This window comes from Pleomorphovibrio marinus, assembly GCF_003347495.1.
In the GTDB taxonomy this organism is placed as follows: Bacteria; Bacteroidota; Bacteroidia; order Cytophagales; family Cyclobacteriaceae; genus Pleomorphovibrio; species Pleomorphovibrio marinus.
In genome coordinates, this window is the sequence record NZ_QCXY01000003.1 from 448,055 (window position 1) to 464,001 (window position 15,947).

10 protein-coding genes and 1 pseudogene are annotated in these 15,947 nt (G+C 41.1%); 6 read left to right on the forward strand and 5 right to left on the reverse strand.

Annotated features, from left to right (window positions below; translation table 11 throughout):
- Positions 1-116: 116 nt before the first annotated feature.
- Positions 117-1,490 carry a sensor histidine kinase gene (locus DB520_RS11055; protein ID WP_114749769.1) on the reverse strand — a complete coding sequence of 458 codons (1,374 nt, stop codon included), beginning with the start codon at positions 1,488-1,490 and terminating at the stop codon, positions 117-119.
- Positions 1,491-1,544: 54 nt separating this feature from the next.
- Positions 1,545-2,309 (reverse strand): annotated as a pseudogene (locus DB520_RS11060) (IS1634 family transposase); the annotation flags it as partial.
- Here DB520_RS11060 and DB520_RS11065 point away from each other — a divergent pair.
- Complete coding sequence (locus DB520_RS11065) at positions 2,266-2,808, forward strand: transposase (protein ID WP_114749771.1); 543 nt, start codon at positions 2,266-2,268, stop codon at positions 2,806-2,808. The pseudogene DB520_RS11060 and the gene DB520_RS11065 sit on opposite strands and share 44 nt — an antisense overlap.
- 212 nt (positions 2,809-3,020) lie before the next feature.
- Here DB520_RS11065 and DB520_RS11070 read toward each other — a convergent pair whose 3' ends face one another.
- Positions 3,021-4,322 carry a M56 family metallopeptidase gene (locus tag DB520_RS11070; RefSeq protein WP_114749772.1) on the reverse strand — a complete coding sequence of 434 codons (1,302 nt, stop codon included), beginning with the start codon at positions 4,320-4,322 and terminating at the stop codon, positions 3,021-3,023.
- A gap of 3 nt (positions 4,323-4,325) precedes the next feature.
- A complete protein-coding gene (locus DB520_RS11075; protein WP_114749773.1) occupies positions 4,326-4,682 on the reverse strand; it encodes a BlaI/MecI/CopY family transcriptional regulator in 357 nt (118 codons plus the stop codon).
- 434 nt (positions 4,683-5,116) lie between these two features.
- Between DB520_RS11075 and DB520_RS11080 the strand changes: the two genes are divergently transcribed.
- From DB520_RS11080 to DB520_RS11095, 3 genes are all read left to right on the forward strand, one after another.
- Positions 5,117-5,620: a hypothetical protein gene (locus DB520_RS11080; RefSeq protein WP_114749774.1), complete on the forward strand. Its 504-nt coding sequence runs from the start codon at positions 5,117-5,119 to the stop codon at positions 5,618-5,620.
- Positions 5,621-5,773: 153 nt separating this feature from the next.
- The gene (locus tag DB520_RS11085) at positions 5,774-7,846 is read left to right on the forward strand and encodes a fibrobacter succinogenes major paralogous domain-containing protein (RefSeq protein ID WP_114749775.1); all 2,073 of its coding nucleotides are present in this window, start codon (positions 5,774-5,776) and stop codon (positions 7,844-7,846) included.
- A gap of 379 nt (positions 7,847-8,225) precedes the next feature.
- The gene (locus tag DB520_RS11095; protein WP_114749777.1) at positions 8,226-10,649 is read left to right on the forward strand and encodes an ABC transporter permease; all 2,424 of its coding nucleotides are present in this window, start codon (positions 8,226-8,228) and stop codon (positions 10,647-10,649) included.
- A 220-nt stretch (positions 10,650-10,869) separates the two neighbouring features.
- On the opposite strand, the gene DB520_RS11105 is transcribed toward DB520_RS11095, so the two are convergent.
- Complete coding sequence (locus tag DB520_RS11105; RefSeq protein WP_157972034.1) at positions 10,870-13,407, reverse strand: outer membrane beta-barrel family protein; 2,538 nt, start codon at positions 13,405-13,407, stop codon at positions 10,870-10,872.
- A 478-nt stretch (positions 13,408-13,885) separates the two neighbouring features.
- On the opposite strand from DB520_RS11105, the gene DB520_RS11115 reads away from it, so the two are divergent.
- Together DB520_RS11115 and DB520_RS11120 are read left to right on the forward strand one after the other, a co-directional pair.
- The gene (locus DB520_RS11115) at positions 13,886-14,257 is read left to right on the forward strand and encodes a BlaI/MecI/CopY family transcriptional regulator (RefSeq protein ID WP_114749781.1); all 372 of its coding nucleotides are present in this window, start codon (positions 13,886-13,888) and stop codon (positions 14,255-14,257) included.
- On the forward strand, positions 14,254-15,945 hold the full coding sequence (locus tag DB520_RS11120) for a M56 family metallopeptidase (RefSeq protein WP_114749782.1): 1,692 nt from the start codon (positions 14,254-14,256) through the stop codon (positions 15,943-15,945). The genes DB520_RS11115 and DB520_RS11120 overlap by 4 nt, the downstream gene beginning before the upstream one ends.
- Positions 15,946-15,947 lie beyond the last annotated feature (2 nt).

Below are 15,947 nucleotides of genomic sequence, written 5' to 3' on the forward strand. Positions count from 1 at the left end.
CTAAAAGTACCCCTTTTCCATAAATTATCTATCCCCAACCTGGATTTTGTACCTTTCCCGCCCCTATTTGCTACTTCCTTAATTCTGGTACATGGCACCACCTATAGTTAAAAAGTTTATTGTTTCCCTGAAAAAAGGATAACCTTAAATTCGGTACCTTCTCCCACAACACTTTTCGCGGTGATGGTACCTCCTTTGGATTCTACCTGGGTTTTGATAAGGTAAAGCCCAACCCCTTTTCCTTCGTCATGCCCATGAAAAGTTTTATTCAAACCAAATAACTGGTCTCCGTATTTCTTCAAATCTATCCCTTGTCCATTATCGGTGACCCTTAAACCAACACTGCTACCCGTGAGGAAACTTTCAAAATGGATTTGAGGTTTTCGGTTGTGGGCTTTGTATTTTAATGCGTTGGAAAGTAGGTTCAACATAATACTTTCCAGATTGGACCGGTTATAGGTCACTTTTTTTACTTCGGAGAAATCATGGGTTACTAGTGCATCACTTCTAAGAATATCGGCCGAAAATATTTGCACAGTTTTTTTGAATATTTCATCAAAATCCAACCTTTCCCGATCTAAATGGCTGTCTTCCTGCAATTTTAATGCTTCCATAAGGTCATTTAAGGTGCTGGTCAAATTCTGAGTCACCGTTTCAATATGGTTGAAAAGCATTTCCCTTTCTGATGGCTTTTGGCTTTCTTTATATAGTTGCAATAAAGAATTGAGGTTGTTTACTGGGGATCTAAGATTATGGGAGGTGATGTGCGAGAAATTCAAAAGTTTTGCATTGTGGTTCTGCAATTGATTGGCTAGCAATTGTAATTCGGTTTTTTTTTCCTCTATTTCAATCAACTGTAGATTAATTTGTTTTTGATCCTTTAAAAAAATATAAATAACAAAAAAGACAAGGCCTAGAGAAATGAGGGTCCCAAAAACTATGACATAAACCGTTTCTTTGGCACTTTTTTCCGAAGTGTGGATCCTTTCACGCAGTAATTGCGCCAGTCTCCCCTTAATTTTTAAAGTGAGTTCGGGAATATCCTGGGTGACAAGGGCTTGATCATCATGTTCAGAAAAAAACTTTTGGGACTCCTCAAAACCTCTTTCCTTTCTCAAGTTTATAACCACCTCACCGAAAGTTTCATTCCTTTTTTTGTATGCGTGTGTTAGCTCATCAAGATAAGCCTTAGCAAGGCTGTCTATTATAGTGGCTTGAAGAAACGCCATATTGGCCTCAATTCGGGACTTGGTGGACTCTCTGTGCATCACATCCACCGAATCCCCTGTTATGACAAAGGATCTTACCGAGATTGACAATTCCTTGTAGTTTGAATTGATCTGTTCCAATTCATATAAAACCCTGTTAGTATTACTGATGGCGTTTTGGGTGGCCTTCATGTTCTTTACATTCCATATGGAAAGAATACCCACAGCAGTGACTAAAAGGAAAAACAAAACGAAGAAGGCAATCGCATTACGTAAGGGCATTGTGGGTCATTTACTATTTACTAATGGGTGATGCTAAAAAAATTTATAATAAAATTATTCCAATTCAAAAAGCGTGCTATTATCAAGCCTTTTTAAACTGAATTTTATCTCCCCACTGAAAAAAATATCCTTGGGTACTGTGCATTCTCGGGTTGTGATGATTTTGTCGTATGTGTTGGTCCCCGACGTGGTGATCACTTTTTGAGTGTTCCCGAATCTTACTATTTCGGCCCAGCAGCTTTTTACCCAATTTTGTTTTAACTGATACCTTACCGTATTCCCCAGCCAATAAGCCAATATCCCCACATGGAGGTTTGCCATAGCGGCATCGTCGTTTTTGTGATAGATAGGCCTTAGGTCAAGGTCGGTTTTCAGGGAGGGGAATAGGTTTTCTATCTCTCTGATGGTATTATAAATATTCCAGACCACATACTCTTCCCCTACATTCAGGTTGATCCGGTAGTAAAGGATGATTTTATCCTCCAGGTCAAACAGCTCGTTGGTACGCTGGGACAAGTGCTTTTCGATTGCATCCTTGGCCTTGTACAAGTCCAGCGCACTTTTATATAGCCTGTCTTTGGTCACTTTGTCGCCCTACTACCCGGTGAGTTCGCACACGGCCGAGTTTTCCTTTATCCAGCGTACGGTCTTCAGCTCGGAGGCCGATACCGCACGGCATATAACCTGTGGGGCCGCAAGCTTGGCCTGTTCGGGACTGAAGCCGACTGAAAGCAGCAACGGATTGAGGTTCAGCTTCTCCCATTTCCGGTAGGCTATGTTCTCCGCTCCGATCTCCCTTGCATTGCTCAGCTTCAAGGACAATGCGGAATTCTTTTCCCATGAGAAAAGGGTGGTATGGTCACAGAGGACGGCACTGGGTGACGGCCTGTTCCTTTACCTCTATCTTGATGAGGCACTCAGGAACAAAGAAGAAAGCGACTATGTCCTCAGGATCACGACACATCCGGAAAGCCACAGCAGGGAAAACTACCTGAAAAAAAAAAGAAACCGTTTCAGTACCCTCGCCCTGTTGACTGGCCTTGACCGGCCAGAAAGCACGGTTTACCAGACATACAAAAACAGGATGGCGATAGAGGTGATGTTCGACGGGATAAAGAATGTCCTCAACGCAGACCACACCTACACGCAGAACGAACAGACCTTACAGGGATGGATGTTCATCAACCATATAACCCTACAGTGGTACCAGCATCTCTATATTGAACTCAAGGAGAAAGAACTGCTGAAAATCTTTTCGGTCAATGATTATGTCAAACTGCTGTGCGGGGTGAAGAAAATCAAAATCAACGACGCCTGACACCTCAATGAATTCCCAAACCAGACCAAAAAATTCATAGAGAAAATGGAATTGGAAATAACATAATATGTAAAAAAATCCAAGTTAGTGATTAACTATGATGTGGAAAACCTAAACCTACTGGTGTATACCAGCTCAGGCTGACCATTCAGGCAGATATCATCGAATTTATGGTTTAGAGCATTTATCCATTAATTTAATTCTTCTACATACTATCGTAAATCATATTTAAAGGTAAATTGGATCAGTTTACCCTGCAATTCAGGGATTTCCAATTTTGGAAGCGATTCAATTACCCTTTTGCTCTCAATTAATAGGACTTCATGGCGATAGGATTTCGTTTTTTTGATTTTTTCAGTGTCCTCACTCGTATATCCAATTATGACGATTTCATCATACTCCACAAATTCCTCATCAGGCTCCCCGTCTAAAACTTCACCTATGCTGCCGTCAGGGTTGACCCTGGCATAAAGTCTTGCGGTTCCTATCAGGCCTGCTGACCTAGCTTCAGCGGGATATTTTAAGTTTTTTTGAAGATGCTTATTTATACCTTCATGGGATTTTATTGGGTCGGGTGTGTTTTCCTGCAGGCCGGAAGACTGGGAGTTCGATTGCTCCAGGTCAGCGTCGCCATTGTTTATCAGCACTGTTTTTTTCCCGGAAAGGGATACTAGAAGTAGAGAAAATACGGGTATTATGGCCAATCTGGCCAGCCCGGCAAACTGGCCTTTGCTTTTCGAGTTCATCATGATGATTCGTTTTTTGAGGTTACTTGAATTGATTGCAGCAAATAATGGGGAGTCAATGCAATTAAGGGCTATGGACAACATGGTAAACTGATATTCCTGTTTATCCGATTCCTCTGTCGCCCTGTCATCCGCTTGGAATTCAAGGTTGTTTCTGATGGCCTGGGCATGAAACCTAGCGAAGGGATTGAACCATTGTAGGGTCGATAGCAGCTCGGCAAGGAAAATATCATAAAAGTGTTGCTCCCGGCTATGTACAGCCTCATGGTTCAATACCATTTCCAAGGATGGGTGATTCACCAAATTTTTCCCAATAATAATCTTATCAAGAAAGGTGAATGCCAAGTCATTTTCTTCAGACACCCAAACATTCATTCCACCTATGATTTTTTCCGTACACTCTTTTCTTATCCGTGCAGCCACCATATACCCATAGATCAACTTGACGAGACAGAAAACCAGCCCGAACAGGTACAGGTATACTAAAATCTCCGCTAAACCATAGATGGGTTCGATTGCAGTCCCAGTTGTTTCTGAGGGTAAAAGACTTGACTCAACTTTCCCCGAAAAATAAACGGTGACCTGAGACACATAGGAGCCAGTTGTGAACGTGATCAGCGGAATGATAAAAGCGGCTATAAATGATCCGGCCAAATAGATTCGGTTAAATACAAATTGTTTACTTTTCCTGAAGAGAATGTGATAGGTGGCATAGAAAGCAGTTGTGCCGATTGAAACTTTTAGGAGGTAATACAGAATCGCATCCATGGTTTATTTGGATTTTATCAGGTTAATGATGGCTTCAACTTCCTCCTGATCGAGTTTCTCCTCCTCCATAAATGATGCCACCACTTTTGAAAACGAGTTGTCAAAGTAATCATTGATAATCTCTTTTATGTATCGCTTCCGGTATGCCTCCTTGGAAAGCAGGGGGAAATATTCATAAGTGTTGCCATATTGCTTAAACCCCACAACTCCTTTATCTTGTAAAATCCTCACCAAAGATGAAATAGTATTATAAGGTGGTTTAGGATCAGGAAGTTCTGCTATAATATCCTTCACAAAACCCTTTTTAAGCCTCCAAAGGATCTGCATTACCTCTTCTTCCTTCTTTGTAAGTTTGTCCATGCTGCTTTCACTTTTAACTGATAAAACAAATATACAACTGATAAATAAGGTAAGCAACTGATTAATCAGTTTTTTAATAACTTTTTAATAGTTACACGCTATACAAAGTTTAAATAGTTGATTTTTTTAGGATTAATAGATGTCTCAATGAAGATATTTAGTTGATACCAACTAGGCACATTTAACAGTGAAAGAGCGATCACCATCAATTTCTGTTTTTTTCTCAACTTCTATAAGGTTGCTCAATTGAGATGAATGGTAGGCAAAAATTAAATATGACAACAATACCACTTTAATAAGCGTACTAATGAAAAATTATGGAATCCAGCTAATTATTAAATGATAAACTACGATCATTAAATTCATTAATTATGGATACCCACAGGACAAAAAGCCAAGTTACAACGTCCTAATAAAAAAGAAAATCTAAAACTATGACAAAGACCTACCTTTATTCCGTCATTTTTGTGATGGCCACAATCGCTTTTTCCACTGCCTGTACGGATTCCGGAGAAGATTTTGACCACAACAGCCTTTATAGTTCCTGGGAAAGGGTTCAATATCATGAGGACCACGAGTTAAATTATGTCGCTACTTTGGAATTTAAAAGAGACGGCACTTATGAAAGATCCACCAAATTTCGTAATCCGGATACCGATGCGTTGGTCGGTTATATTCATTTCGAGGAAGGCACTATTAGCCTTGATGGGGAAAATATTGATTTTATTCCAACCAGGTACCTCTTTATAGGACATGAAGCCTTCTGGGGGCCGTTTGAAGAACTGCAAGAATGGGAAATCAATACTGTCTCTCAACCTGCTACTTCTACACTTGAATACAGAGAGGGAGGTTCAAATTTGGCCATCTTTACACCATGCAATGATATTTTATCCTCCTTTTGTGTCCCCACTCAGGTTTATACTCGAGTGAATAGGTAAAGAAATAGTCTTCAAGATTATAGTATCTCGATTATCTTAAGGTAAGTCAGAGATGACTATCACTAAGATTTTAGAGCTTTTTAAATTGGTAAAAACAATCTTTATTATTATACAATTTCTTTGATTAAATTAGGGTAATTTTCTTTTAAACCCATGAAAACCCAGGCTATCTCCTATTTTTTTGCAGTCTGCTTCAGCATGATCCTGTTCTCCTGTGAAAGAGATGAGGAGTCAATTAAGGTATTCCCTGCGGTAGATGGGGGTGCATGGGAAATATTCAAATTAGCCAAAATTCACGTGGATGATATACCCGTGGAAGAGGATAGTTTTTTCGGTTCAATAGGGAATTTAAATATCACCTTAGGAAGGATTCCCGGCGATACCTTGATCTTTATAATTCCCAATATGGGAGAAGGGCCTACACAGCTAAAAGTCACTTTAGGCAGGCAAATCAGGATTTGGGATTTGGTGCTGGAAAAAGGAGGTGTTTACGAGGAGCAGAAACTGTTTTTTGAAGAGTTCCTCAAACGCAATCGGGAACTGCAAATGAAAATCAAAGACATTCAGGGTTTAAGTGAATTGGCCGAACATTTTGGTCAGTGGATAGATTTTTTCAGCCAAAGGAAAGAGCTTTTAAATGATTTTGATAAAGAACACCTATCAGGAGCAATGCAGTTTAGATCAAATAATAGGTTCCTTCCGGTTAGGGAGATATTGGAACTGCAATGCATAAATGGACCTCCTGCTGAATTATCTGCCCTTACCTATTGGTTTGTTAATTATGACAATTCCTATTTACAGCATTATAAACATCTTCCGAGTAGTGACTTTCATGAAGCTGTTGCAGCAGGCTTGGGCCTATCTTTTTGGTATCAAAAATTGCTACACGAGTACTTTTCCTACCAAATTCTTAAATGTCCACAACTCAGAAGTATTGAATTGATAGATGTAAAAAGTGGACAAATTATTTCCCCTGAACAAACTTTGCATTTGGAATCCAATGTGCCAGCAACCTTTGGATATAGTGGTGTTTTTAAACCATTTACCAAAACAGATTTGGAAGCGGAAAATGGCCACTTTTCCCAACATTCAGGTGGATTTGCCGATAAGCAAGTTGCAGCCAGATTATTTGCTGATTTAGTGCATGCTTACAAATCTGCCTTTCAATGGAATTTGCCGTCATTAAATGCACCCCCCCTAATCCAACCACCGAATGATGCTCCGATTAGTAAAGGCCCAATTCAGGGCTTCCAATGGTTTGCTCCTTATATTGCAAATCCGGACATCCGCTTAGAAGTTTTTATAGCTGATGAGGAGACTATGACGCTCAAATTGCAAAGTAGAAATGGCAAACCACAACCTTTTACATTAGACATCCCCCTGAATGCCAATTCAGCATATCTGGAAATAATCTTCCCGGCCCTACTGGAGGTTTCCTGCCCAATGTTAGCGGATGTTGTGCTTAATGAAAAAACACATGCTTTATCCATCGAATTTGGAGAGTTACCTTATGAGATTGTTTGGTCCAATGGGGCATTAGAGGAACATTCGCAAAACTTTCCTCCTGGTGATTATGAAGTAAAGGTAACAGATGCCAAGGGTTGCGAAAGTATCGTCCAATTCACAGCACACGAATTTGGAACAGTAGAAGATATAGATGGGAATAGCTATGAGACTATCAAAATAGGCAATACCTGGTGGATGACAGAGAACCTTAGAACGAGCAGAAGAAATGATGGGACGCCCATTGTACACCTACCTGTGAATGCCTATTGGATAACTACTCATGAGGCTGCATATTCTTGGTTTCAAAATGATTCAGGAAGGGATCAAACTGATGGAAAGCTATACAATTATGCTGCGGCTTGTTGTGACATCTGCCCTGAGGGTTGGAAGCTGCCGTCGGTAGATGACTTTTACGCAGTAGAACATAAATACGGCGTTCAGACTGCGAGGCACTTCCGTGCGCTTAACAAATGGTCACCAAAGGTAGTCAGCCCAACCAATTTGACGGGGTTAAGGATGCTACCTTCTGGATCCCGGTCAGGTTATGATGGGCACTTCGGGGAAAGCCTACAAGAAACTTCCTTTTGGACAGACGAAAGAGAGGATCATGCGGGTTTCCCTATTATTCTTTTTATGACCGAAGAAGGGGAAAACACCGTATTGAGTTTGGCTTTTACTATGCGTGAGGGATTAAGCATAAGGTGTGTTCGCAATGAATAGGCAAAATGGACAAAGAACTCTGAATATTAATGTATGGGTTAAGAAATATAAGAATCGGACAAAAATTCATTTTGGGGCATTACTGTTTTTATATAGTTCTTTTCCTTCTTTTGCAGCTGTCTTCACGCTCATGAACCAAGAACGCATCAAATAAAAACGCATTAATGTTCTTAATTTGGGTTTTCGTCCACCAGCGGCCATTTTTGTCCGCCAAAAACCCTCCAAAATAAAGCAAGTACCTATTGAAAAACAGACAAGGACATTTTGGGCTGGCATGGTAATAGAAATAAAAAGTTAAATTTATAGGCTTGCCTATCATGGAAATTTCCAAGTTAAATGCGCCTATGCAAAATAATCCCAGCCTCTTCTTTTTTCCGCCATGCTCAGAAATTATTTGAAAATCCTCTTCCGCCAACTTATAAAAAACAAAGCGTATTCCTTTATCAACATTGGCGGATTGGCCATAGGAATAAGTGCGGTATTGCTGATTTTGATTTATGTGCAGTTCGAAAAAAGCTATGATGCGGATTTAAAACTTGCAGACCGACTCTATCGTGTCAATCTCACATCATTTTCAGACGGAAATCTGGTAGAAAGCAGCAGTAGAACTTCTCCTGCCATGGGCAGTGTTTTTAAAGAAGAGGTTCCCGCTGTATCGGAATTTAGCAGGGTGGTGATTTTGGGGGAGGTCATCGCAGGTCATGAGGAAGAATTTGTCCGGGAAGAAAACATCTTTTTGGCTGATGCCCACTTTGTGGACTTTTTTGACCTAAACCTCCTACGAGGAAGTGATGAACGTATGCAGGAACCCCTCAAGGCCATGATTTCGGATCAAATCTCCAGTAAACTATTTAAAGAGACAGATCCCATCGGGAAAATGCTGGAAATCAACAGCACCAATTTTGACGGAACCGTAGCGTTTGAAATCATTGGGCTGTATGAATCCCCCCCAGCAAACAGGCATCTCAAACCCGAAATAGTAATTTCATACGCTTCTTTATATCACTTTGTAGGCAAGGAAATAGACCAATCCTTTGACTGGCTGAATCTGTATACCTTTTTGAAATTGGAAGGACAACAGGACATTTCATCACTTGATGAGCAACTAAATGCAATCCTACAGAAAAATCAGGGAGATAAATTAAAAAGTACCCAAACTGACTGGCAGGTCAATCTCCAACCTGTCAACCAAATCCATAACAGCACAGTCTATATAGGAGAATACGAGCAGGGCGTGGATGGAAAGAAGCTACACTATTTTATTTGGATAGCCGCTTTTATCTTGTTGATGGTATACCTGAACAGTATCAACATCGCCAATGCCAAAGCGATGAATAGGACCAAGGAAATAGGTGTCCGAAAGGTGTCTGGAGGGAGCAAATATCAGTTGTTTTTCCAGTTTATGATGGAATCATTGATAGTGAATTTTATGGCTGTTATACTAGCTGGATTGATTATCGGAACAATAGGTAGTCAACTGGTAGAACGTTTGAACCTTGATTTACCAAACGCAACGTTTTCTATTCAGGCTTATCACCCTTTACTATGGTCTTTATGGATTTTTGGTACACTTGTTTCAGGGATTTACCCGGCGGTGATACTCACTTCTTTCTCTCCTGCAAACGCTCTCAAAGGAACGCTAAAATTCAAATTGAAAACAGCCTTTGCCAGACCCCTACTAATTTCCCAACTGGTGTTTTGTCTGATTATTCTTTCAGGAATACTGACCGTCTATTTTCAGTTAAACCATATGCGGGCGCAGAATTTAGGTATTTCCCTTACAGATAAAATTGTCGTTCGGTCGCCTATGTTATTTATTGAGGGCAGTGGCAATTACCAGGAACAGATCCAACAGCATTTTGGACAGCTACCGGGGGTTAAAAATGTGGCAGCAAGCAATGAGGTTCCGGGGAATGAAGTGTATTGGCGTTCGGACCAGTTCTTCAGGGAAGGTGGCACCAAGAATGGAACCATGTATACCATGCTGAATGTGGGAAATCACTATTTTGATGTTTTTGGAATCGGTTTCAAAGCAGGACGAGATTTCAACACGGCTCTGGAACAAGGCCAGGAAGCGGTCATCAATGAAAAAGCCCGTGAAGCGTTGGGTTTCCAGACCAATGCGGATGCTGTTGGCCAAAAATTAATGTTTACTGGTTTTGGAGAACCACGCGGAGTTGAAATCGTGGGAGTAATTGATGACTATCGCCAACAGGGTGTCAATGTCGCTGTAAATCCTATGGTGTTGAATTACTCTTCAGGGGACCTAAATTATTATATTGTGGAAGTAGAAAGGGGTCAAATGGCACAGGTATTACCGCAGCTTGAAACCCTCTTTCAGACGCATTTTCCTAGTTCCCCTTTTGAATATTATTTTCTAGATGAGCACTTTGAAAAGCAATACAAAAGCGAACAGCAATTTGTGCAGATATTCGGCATGGCGGCATTGGTGGCTATAATCATTGCCGTTATGGGCATTTTCGGTGTCTCAACCCAACTGATCATCCAGCGAAATAAGGAAGTCAGTATCCGCAAGATTTTAGGGGCCTCATTTGGGAATGTTTTTTATCTCATTTCGAAAGAGTACCTGACATGGTTGGGGATTTGTTTTGCTATGGGCATACCGCTTTCCTACCATCTTTTTTCAGGTTGGTTGGATAATATCATCACCAAAATACCTTTGGACTGGTGGTTTTTCACCCTTCCCCCTTTGGCGGTTTTGGTGATCTTTATATGTGCCACGATTTTCCAGACTGTAAAAGTCTCATTGGTCAGTCCCGTGGAAACCCTCAAAAATGAATGACATTGGCAACTGGATTTAGTATCCACTGCACCACTATATTCGCCTTTTACTTAAAAAACGAAATCTCATCCTGCACACAGGCCATCCCACATCAAAACTTCCTAACCTCCCCTCACTTCAAACTTCCCAACCCCCTAACTTCCATTCTTCCCAACCTCCTTCCCCCTAACTTCCATACTTCCTAACCTCCTTCCCTCTAACTTCCATACTTCCTCCCCAATTAAAACTCCCTATCCCCAAATTCGCTTTCCGTAAAGTTGATCTTTTTGTTTAGCTGATTGATCCTAAAAGTAGCGGTCAACAAGATAACATCCCTCTCATAGATATAATGAGTGGAGGTGAAAAACCCGTCACCCTGCCCGCTGATCCGTTGGCGGTTGGAGTCCAGAAATCCCAAACCCATGTTTCGCCATTGCAAGGCAAAAGATAGACGGTTGTCCATCAATGACTTTTTTACTGTGGTATTTGGGGAGAAAAAGCGGCTGTCCTCCCCCTGAACAGTAATGATCCGGGATAAGTAATTAAGGTTAAAAACCAGGTCCCAATTACTTCCCAAATCCAAACTGGTGTTCACGTTAAAGGAGTAATTCCAACTGTTCCGCTGCACTTGTTGCCCCAACGAAGATCCCTGCAGATCAAAATAGTACAAGGTCCCTCCCATATACATCTTCCAGCGGTCCGTGGGCTCCAAATCCGCACCCAACTCGGCACCATACACCTGGGAAACACCGGCGTTGGTATACACCCGCATCAGTATGGAGTCGTTATAAACGGTATTTACACGGTTGATTTCATCTCTTACCCGTCTGTAGTAAGCATTGGCAAAAAATGAATGGCGTTCAAAGTCCTTGACTAGCCCCACCTCCACGGCATCTACCAGCTCAGGAAGTAAATTGGGGTCTCCCACCTCCAGCACTTCCGAGTGGCGACGGGACAAGAAGGGGTTCATCATGGAAGTAGTAGTCCGCTCAATGCGCCTACTGTAGCTGCCTTTCCAAGTAAAGCCTTTTTCTGTGTTGTAGTTGACACTTAGACTGGGGAAAAGGTTGAGCAATTCAAGTTCATAGGACCTTTGCTCCCCATAATCATCCAGTCTTCTGTCCGTATCTTCCACCCTAAGCCCCGCGGTGAGGGATAGGTTTTCGGACTGATATTGGTATTCGCCATAGAGGGAATGGATAGTCCGGAATAAATCAACATCACTCCCAAATGCTTCCAACTCCTCAAATTCTCCTGTTCCCAAGACTTTTTGCCGAAAAGCAAACTCACCCACATGCCTCAGATGCCTGTACTGATATCCGGCACTTAAAGATGAGGATTCCCCAAGGGGTAGGAAATAATCCAGTTTGACACGAACACCTTCCAAAGGGTTTAACTCGTCCATGGCCAGGTAATCCAAGGTATCGGCATAATTTAGTGGATTCAAGTTTAGGTTTCGGGTAGGGCCGGTAAGGTTGGTATGCTCATACAGGCCTGATATGCTAAGGGAAGATTCATTTTCAAAGACTGCCTTATAATCCAAACTTCCAATCAAAAATCTGCTTTTGCGCTCCCTTGCATTCATGTTAAAATAGTTAAGGGCATCAAAAGGCTCCTCTTCCCCCAATACAGTCCGGGTTTGCCTGTAAAGGATATCGGCATAGCGGGTTTCCAAGCGGCTGCCACCGTAAACGGACGCATTGAAAGAATGGCGGGGATTCACTGTGTAGGCCACTACTGCTCGACCGGAGTAATTCTCCTTCTTGTGGCTCCGCTCCCCTTCTGAGGGAAGAGAGGTAACCGTATTGCCCAAGAAAGTCTGTACCTGTCCATCCCTGAAACCGGCCTCATCGTTGCGGTTGTAATCTGCGCCCAGGGAAATGTCCCAACGGTTTTTGCGCATACTAAGGGTAAAATCCCCTCCATACCGCTGCGGAGACCTTTCATTTCCATTGGTGTCCAAGCTTGGGGCACCCGCTAGGCCATTCACCAATAGGTAAGTACCGTCCGTACTTCCTTTTTTCGTCACAATATTGATGATGCCAGCCTTTCCCTCCGGGTCAAACCGGGCAGAAGGGGTGGTGATGATTTCAATATCCTCTATGGCATTTGCAGGCAGCTGGTTTAGGATGGATGTAGCATCAGCTTGCACGGGTTTGCCGTCGATCAAGATCACAAACCCAGCACTCCCTCTAACGGAAATCTCCCCCTCGCCATTCATGGAAATAGAAGGAAGGTTTTTAATCAAGTCGGAAGCAGTGCCTCCCACACTGGCTTCAAAATCCTCAGCACCATATACCTGTCGGTCAATTTTATGCCTTATGGCGAGCTTGTCCGCGGACACCACGACCTCCGAAAGTGCCTCTTCCCCCGGATTCAAGGATATCGTTCCCAGTGACAAAGAAGTTTGGTTAACGGTTACGTCCTCCAGGACCATTTCTTCATAGCCAATAAATCGAAGACGAATAAAATAAGTACCTTTTTTTAATTCCAATGTAAAATCTCCGTTGACATCGGTGATGCCAGCAGACACCATGCTGGAATCGGAGGGGGCATATGCAGCCACGGATACGTACTCCAAAGGTTCTTTGGTATCAGGGTCATTTACCTTCCCGGAAATTATACTGTTTTGCTGTGCATACAAGGGGAGCGTGAAAAAATACAAAAACGAAAGACCCACTAAGGTCTTCAATCCAAGGCTTCCTGCCATCATGTTCATTTTTAAAGGTACAAGGGTTAGGCTCACCACAAAGTAACTAGGAATTAATCCAGCAATCAAACTCTTTTTTTTTATGGACGTAGGATAATTAAAAGAAAAAATGTAAAAAGGACTTACTATTGATTTGGTTGCAAAGCTATCAAAGAAACGGATTGATCGGAAACTTTACTTTGTAGTGGTTCTAATAACTTCTCAATGGAACCATTCTTGTTTTTTTACCACCCCCTTCTCCCCCTGCTAAAACAGGAGGGGGCTAGCGAGAGGATATTTTATCTTTCGAATTGCGTAATATAGCCTATTCAAGTTATATTCAATCTTTGCACTTTTTACCATTTTGGAGGCTCCTCTACCAATCAACTTTTCATATTTTTTACCGCAATAGAAATAATGAAAACCCCATTTTTCTACCATTTTTGGAAACCCAAAGGTCTCTTTCACCCATCTAAAAAACCTTGTCCTAAAGAGAAATTTTAAAAAATGTTTTTAAAAAATATTATTTATCTCTATGTTTGTAGAACAACATCTATACTACTAGAACATGAAGCTTTCTAATGCGGAAGAACAACTTATGAATTTGATATGGGAAAAGGGAAGGGTATTTATGAAGGATATTTTAGTATCCTATCCCGATCCAAAACCAGCAAATACTACGGTTGCTACCCTGCTCAAAAGATTGCAGGAAAAAGGAGCGATTTATTTTGAGTTATATGGCAACTCCCGGGCATACTTCCCACTGGTGGACAAGAATGACTATTTCTCCAAAAAGGTAAATACCATGATCAAAAACTTCTTCAATGATTCGCCTGCACAATTTGCTTCTTTTTTTACAAAAGAGACGGAACTGGACAGGAAGGAACTGGAGGAACTAAAAAAAATAATTGAGGACCAACTTAAATCCCAAAAGCCATGATCGAATATATCTTTAAGGCTACTATTGCCTTAGTTATCTTTTATGCCTTTTATCAGACTTTTTTGGTGAAAGAAAGCATGTTTAGGTTCAATCGATTTTTCCTGATTTTTGCCCTCTGCTTTTCCTTGATAGTTCCATTTCTTCCCATTCCTTTTGGCTTCCAAATCGGAGAAAATTTAATACCCGAAAGTATATCAACCACAGTAAAAGGGGATAGAAGCGAAAAAGTTATTCCAGCACAACCACATGTCTGGGAGCAGGGGGAAAGGGAAACCTCCTTTCAAATCCAACCGGAAACTCCTCTCAATTGGAAATCTACAATTCCGGGTATTTATTTGCTTGGCCTGTTCCTATTTTTAACGCGCTTTATGCTCCAGTTAATCCAACTTTTCCGGATGGTTCGAAATAATCAGGCCATAAGGGAAAATGACTGTACCTATGTCTTGCTACCACAAAAAACCCTTCCCTTTACCTTTTTATATTTTCTATTTATGGACAAAGCCTCTTTTCAAGCAAATTCAATTGAAAAGGAAATTCTCTATCACGAGTTAACTCATATTCGTCAGAAACACAGCTGGGACATTCTGTTTGTGGAAATTCTTAAAATTGGCTTTTGGTTTAACCCACTTCTTTTCCTTTATAAAAAGGCCATTCAACTTAATCATGAATTTTTGGCAGATGCGGCAGTTAATGCCAAATTCCGGGATAAGTCAGTATACCAATGGCTCTTATTCAATAAAATTTCAGGGAATGGGGGCAGCCTATCTATTAGTAGTCCATTCAATTTCTCTTCCACCAAGAGACGGCTAATTATGATGGGCAAATCCAGCTCGTCGTTAAAGGCCAACCTTCTCAAATCAATTAGCATCCTTATAACAGGTTTCTTGATGGTATTTTTATCCTCCAGCCAATCGTTTAAACCCTCGAAATTTCAATCAGCAAATGATTATGAGCAAATCCTCTCCAAGGCATTTAAAGAGGGAAATCCATTTGAATTGGATTTGAACAAACTGAACCTTCCTGCCCTTCGAAGTGCTTTTCTTTCTTTGGATGAGAATGAGAAATATGAGCGTACAGAATTTCCATTTTTTGACGAGACGACATTTGAGAAATTGTTGGAGTTGCAACAGGCCTATCCCGAAGTGAAAACAAGTATTCTTTTTGAAAGCCCTCCAGAAATGAAAGGACCTAAAAAAGAGATTTTCGAAGAATGGAAAAAAACAAAGGACCTTGCACTGACTATTGATGACATAGAAAAAGAAGCAAGCGATTTAAAACAATACCAGCCTGATGATTTTGCCTTGTTCATAGTACGTGAGACGGAAAACAGTGGGTTATTTAAAAAAGCCGTTTTCCATGTTACGTTGATGACCCATGAATATTATTATGGCAAATACTATAAATCAAAGAAAAAAATCCATGCCATTGAAGCCGAATATCCCAATGCCATCAAGGTGCGGGTAGATTATTGGCTAAAGCATGCTGCTGAAAATGACGGAAGATACTCCAAGTTCGTACCTGAAAATTATGAAGCATCCATCTTTCATCATTTGAGAATCATAGATACTTTCCAATTAGACTTGGAAAACAAAATAATTTCCCCATTTGACAGTCAAAAATCTTTTCCGGTGATAATACGAAGTAACGATGGCAAACAAGTAGCAAAAATATTTCTGCCAAGTATTTAAGG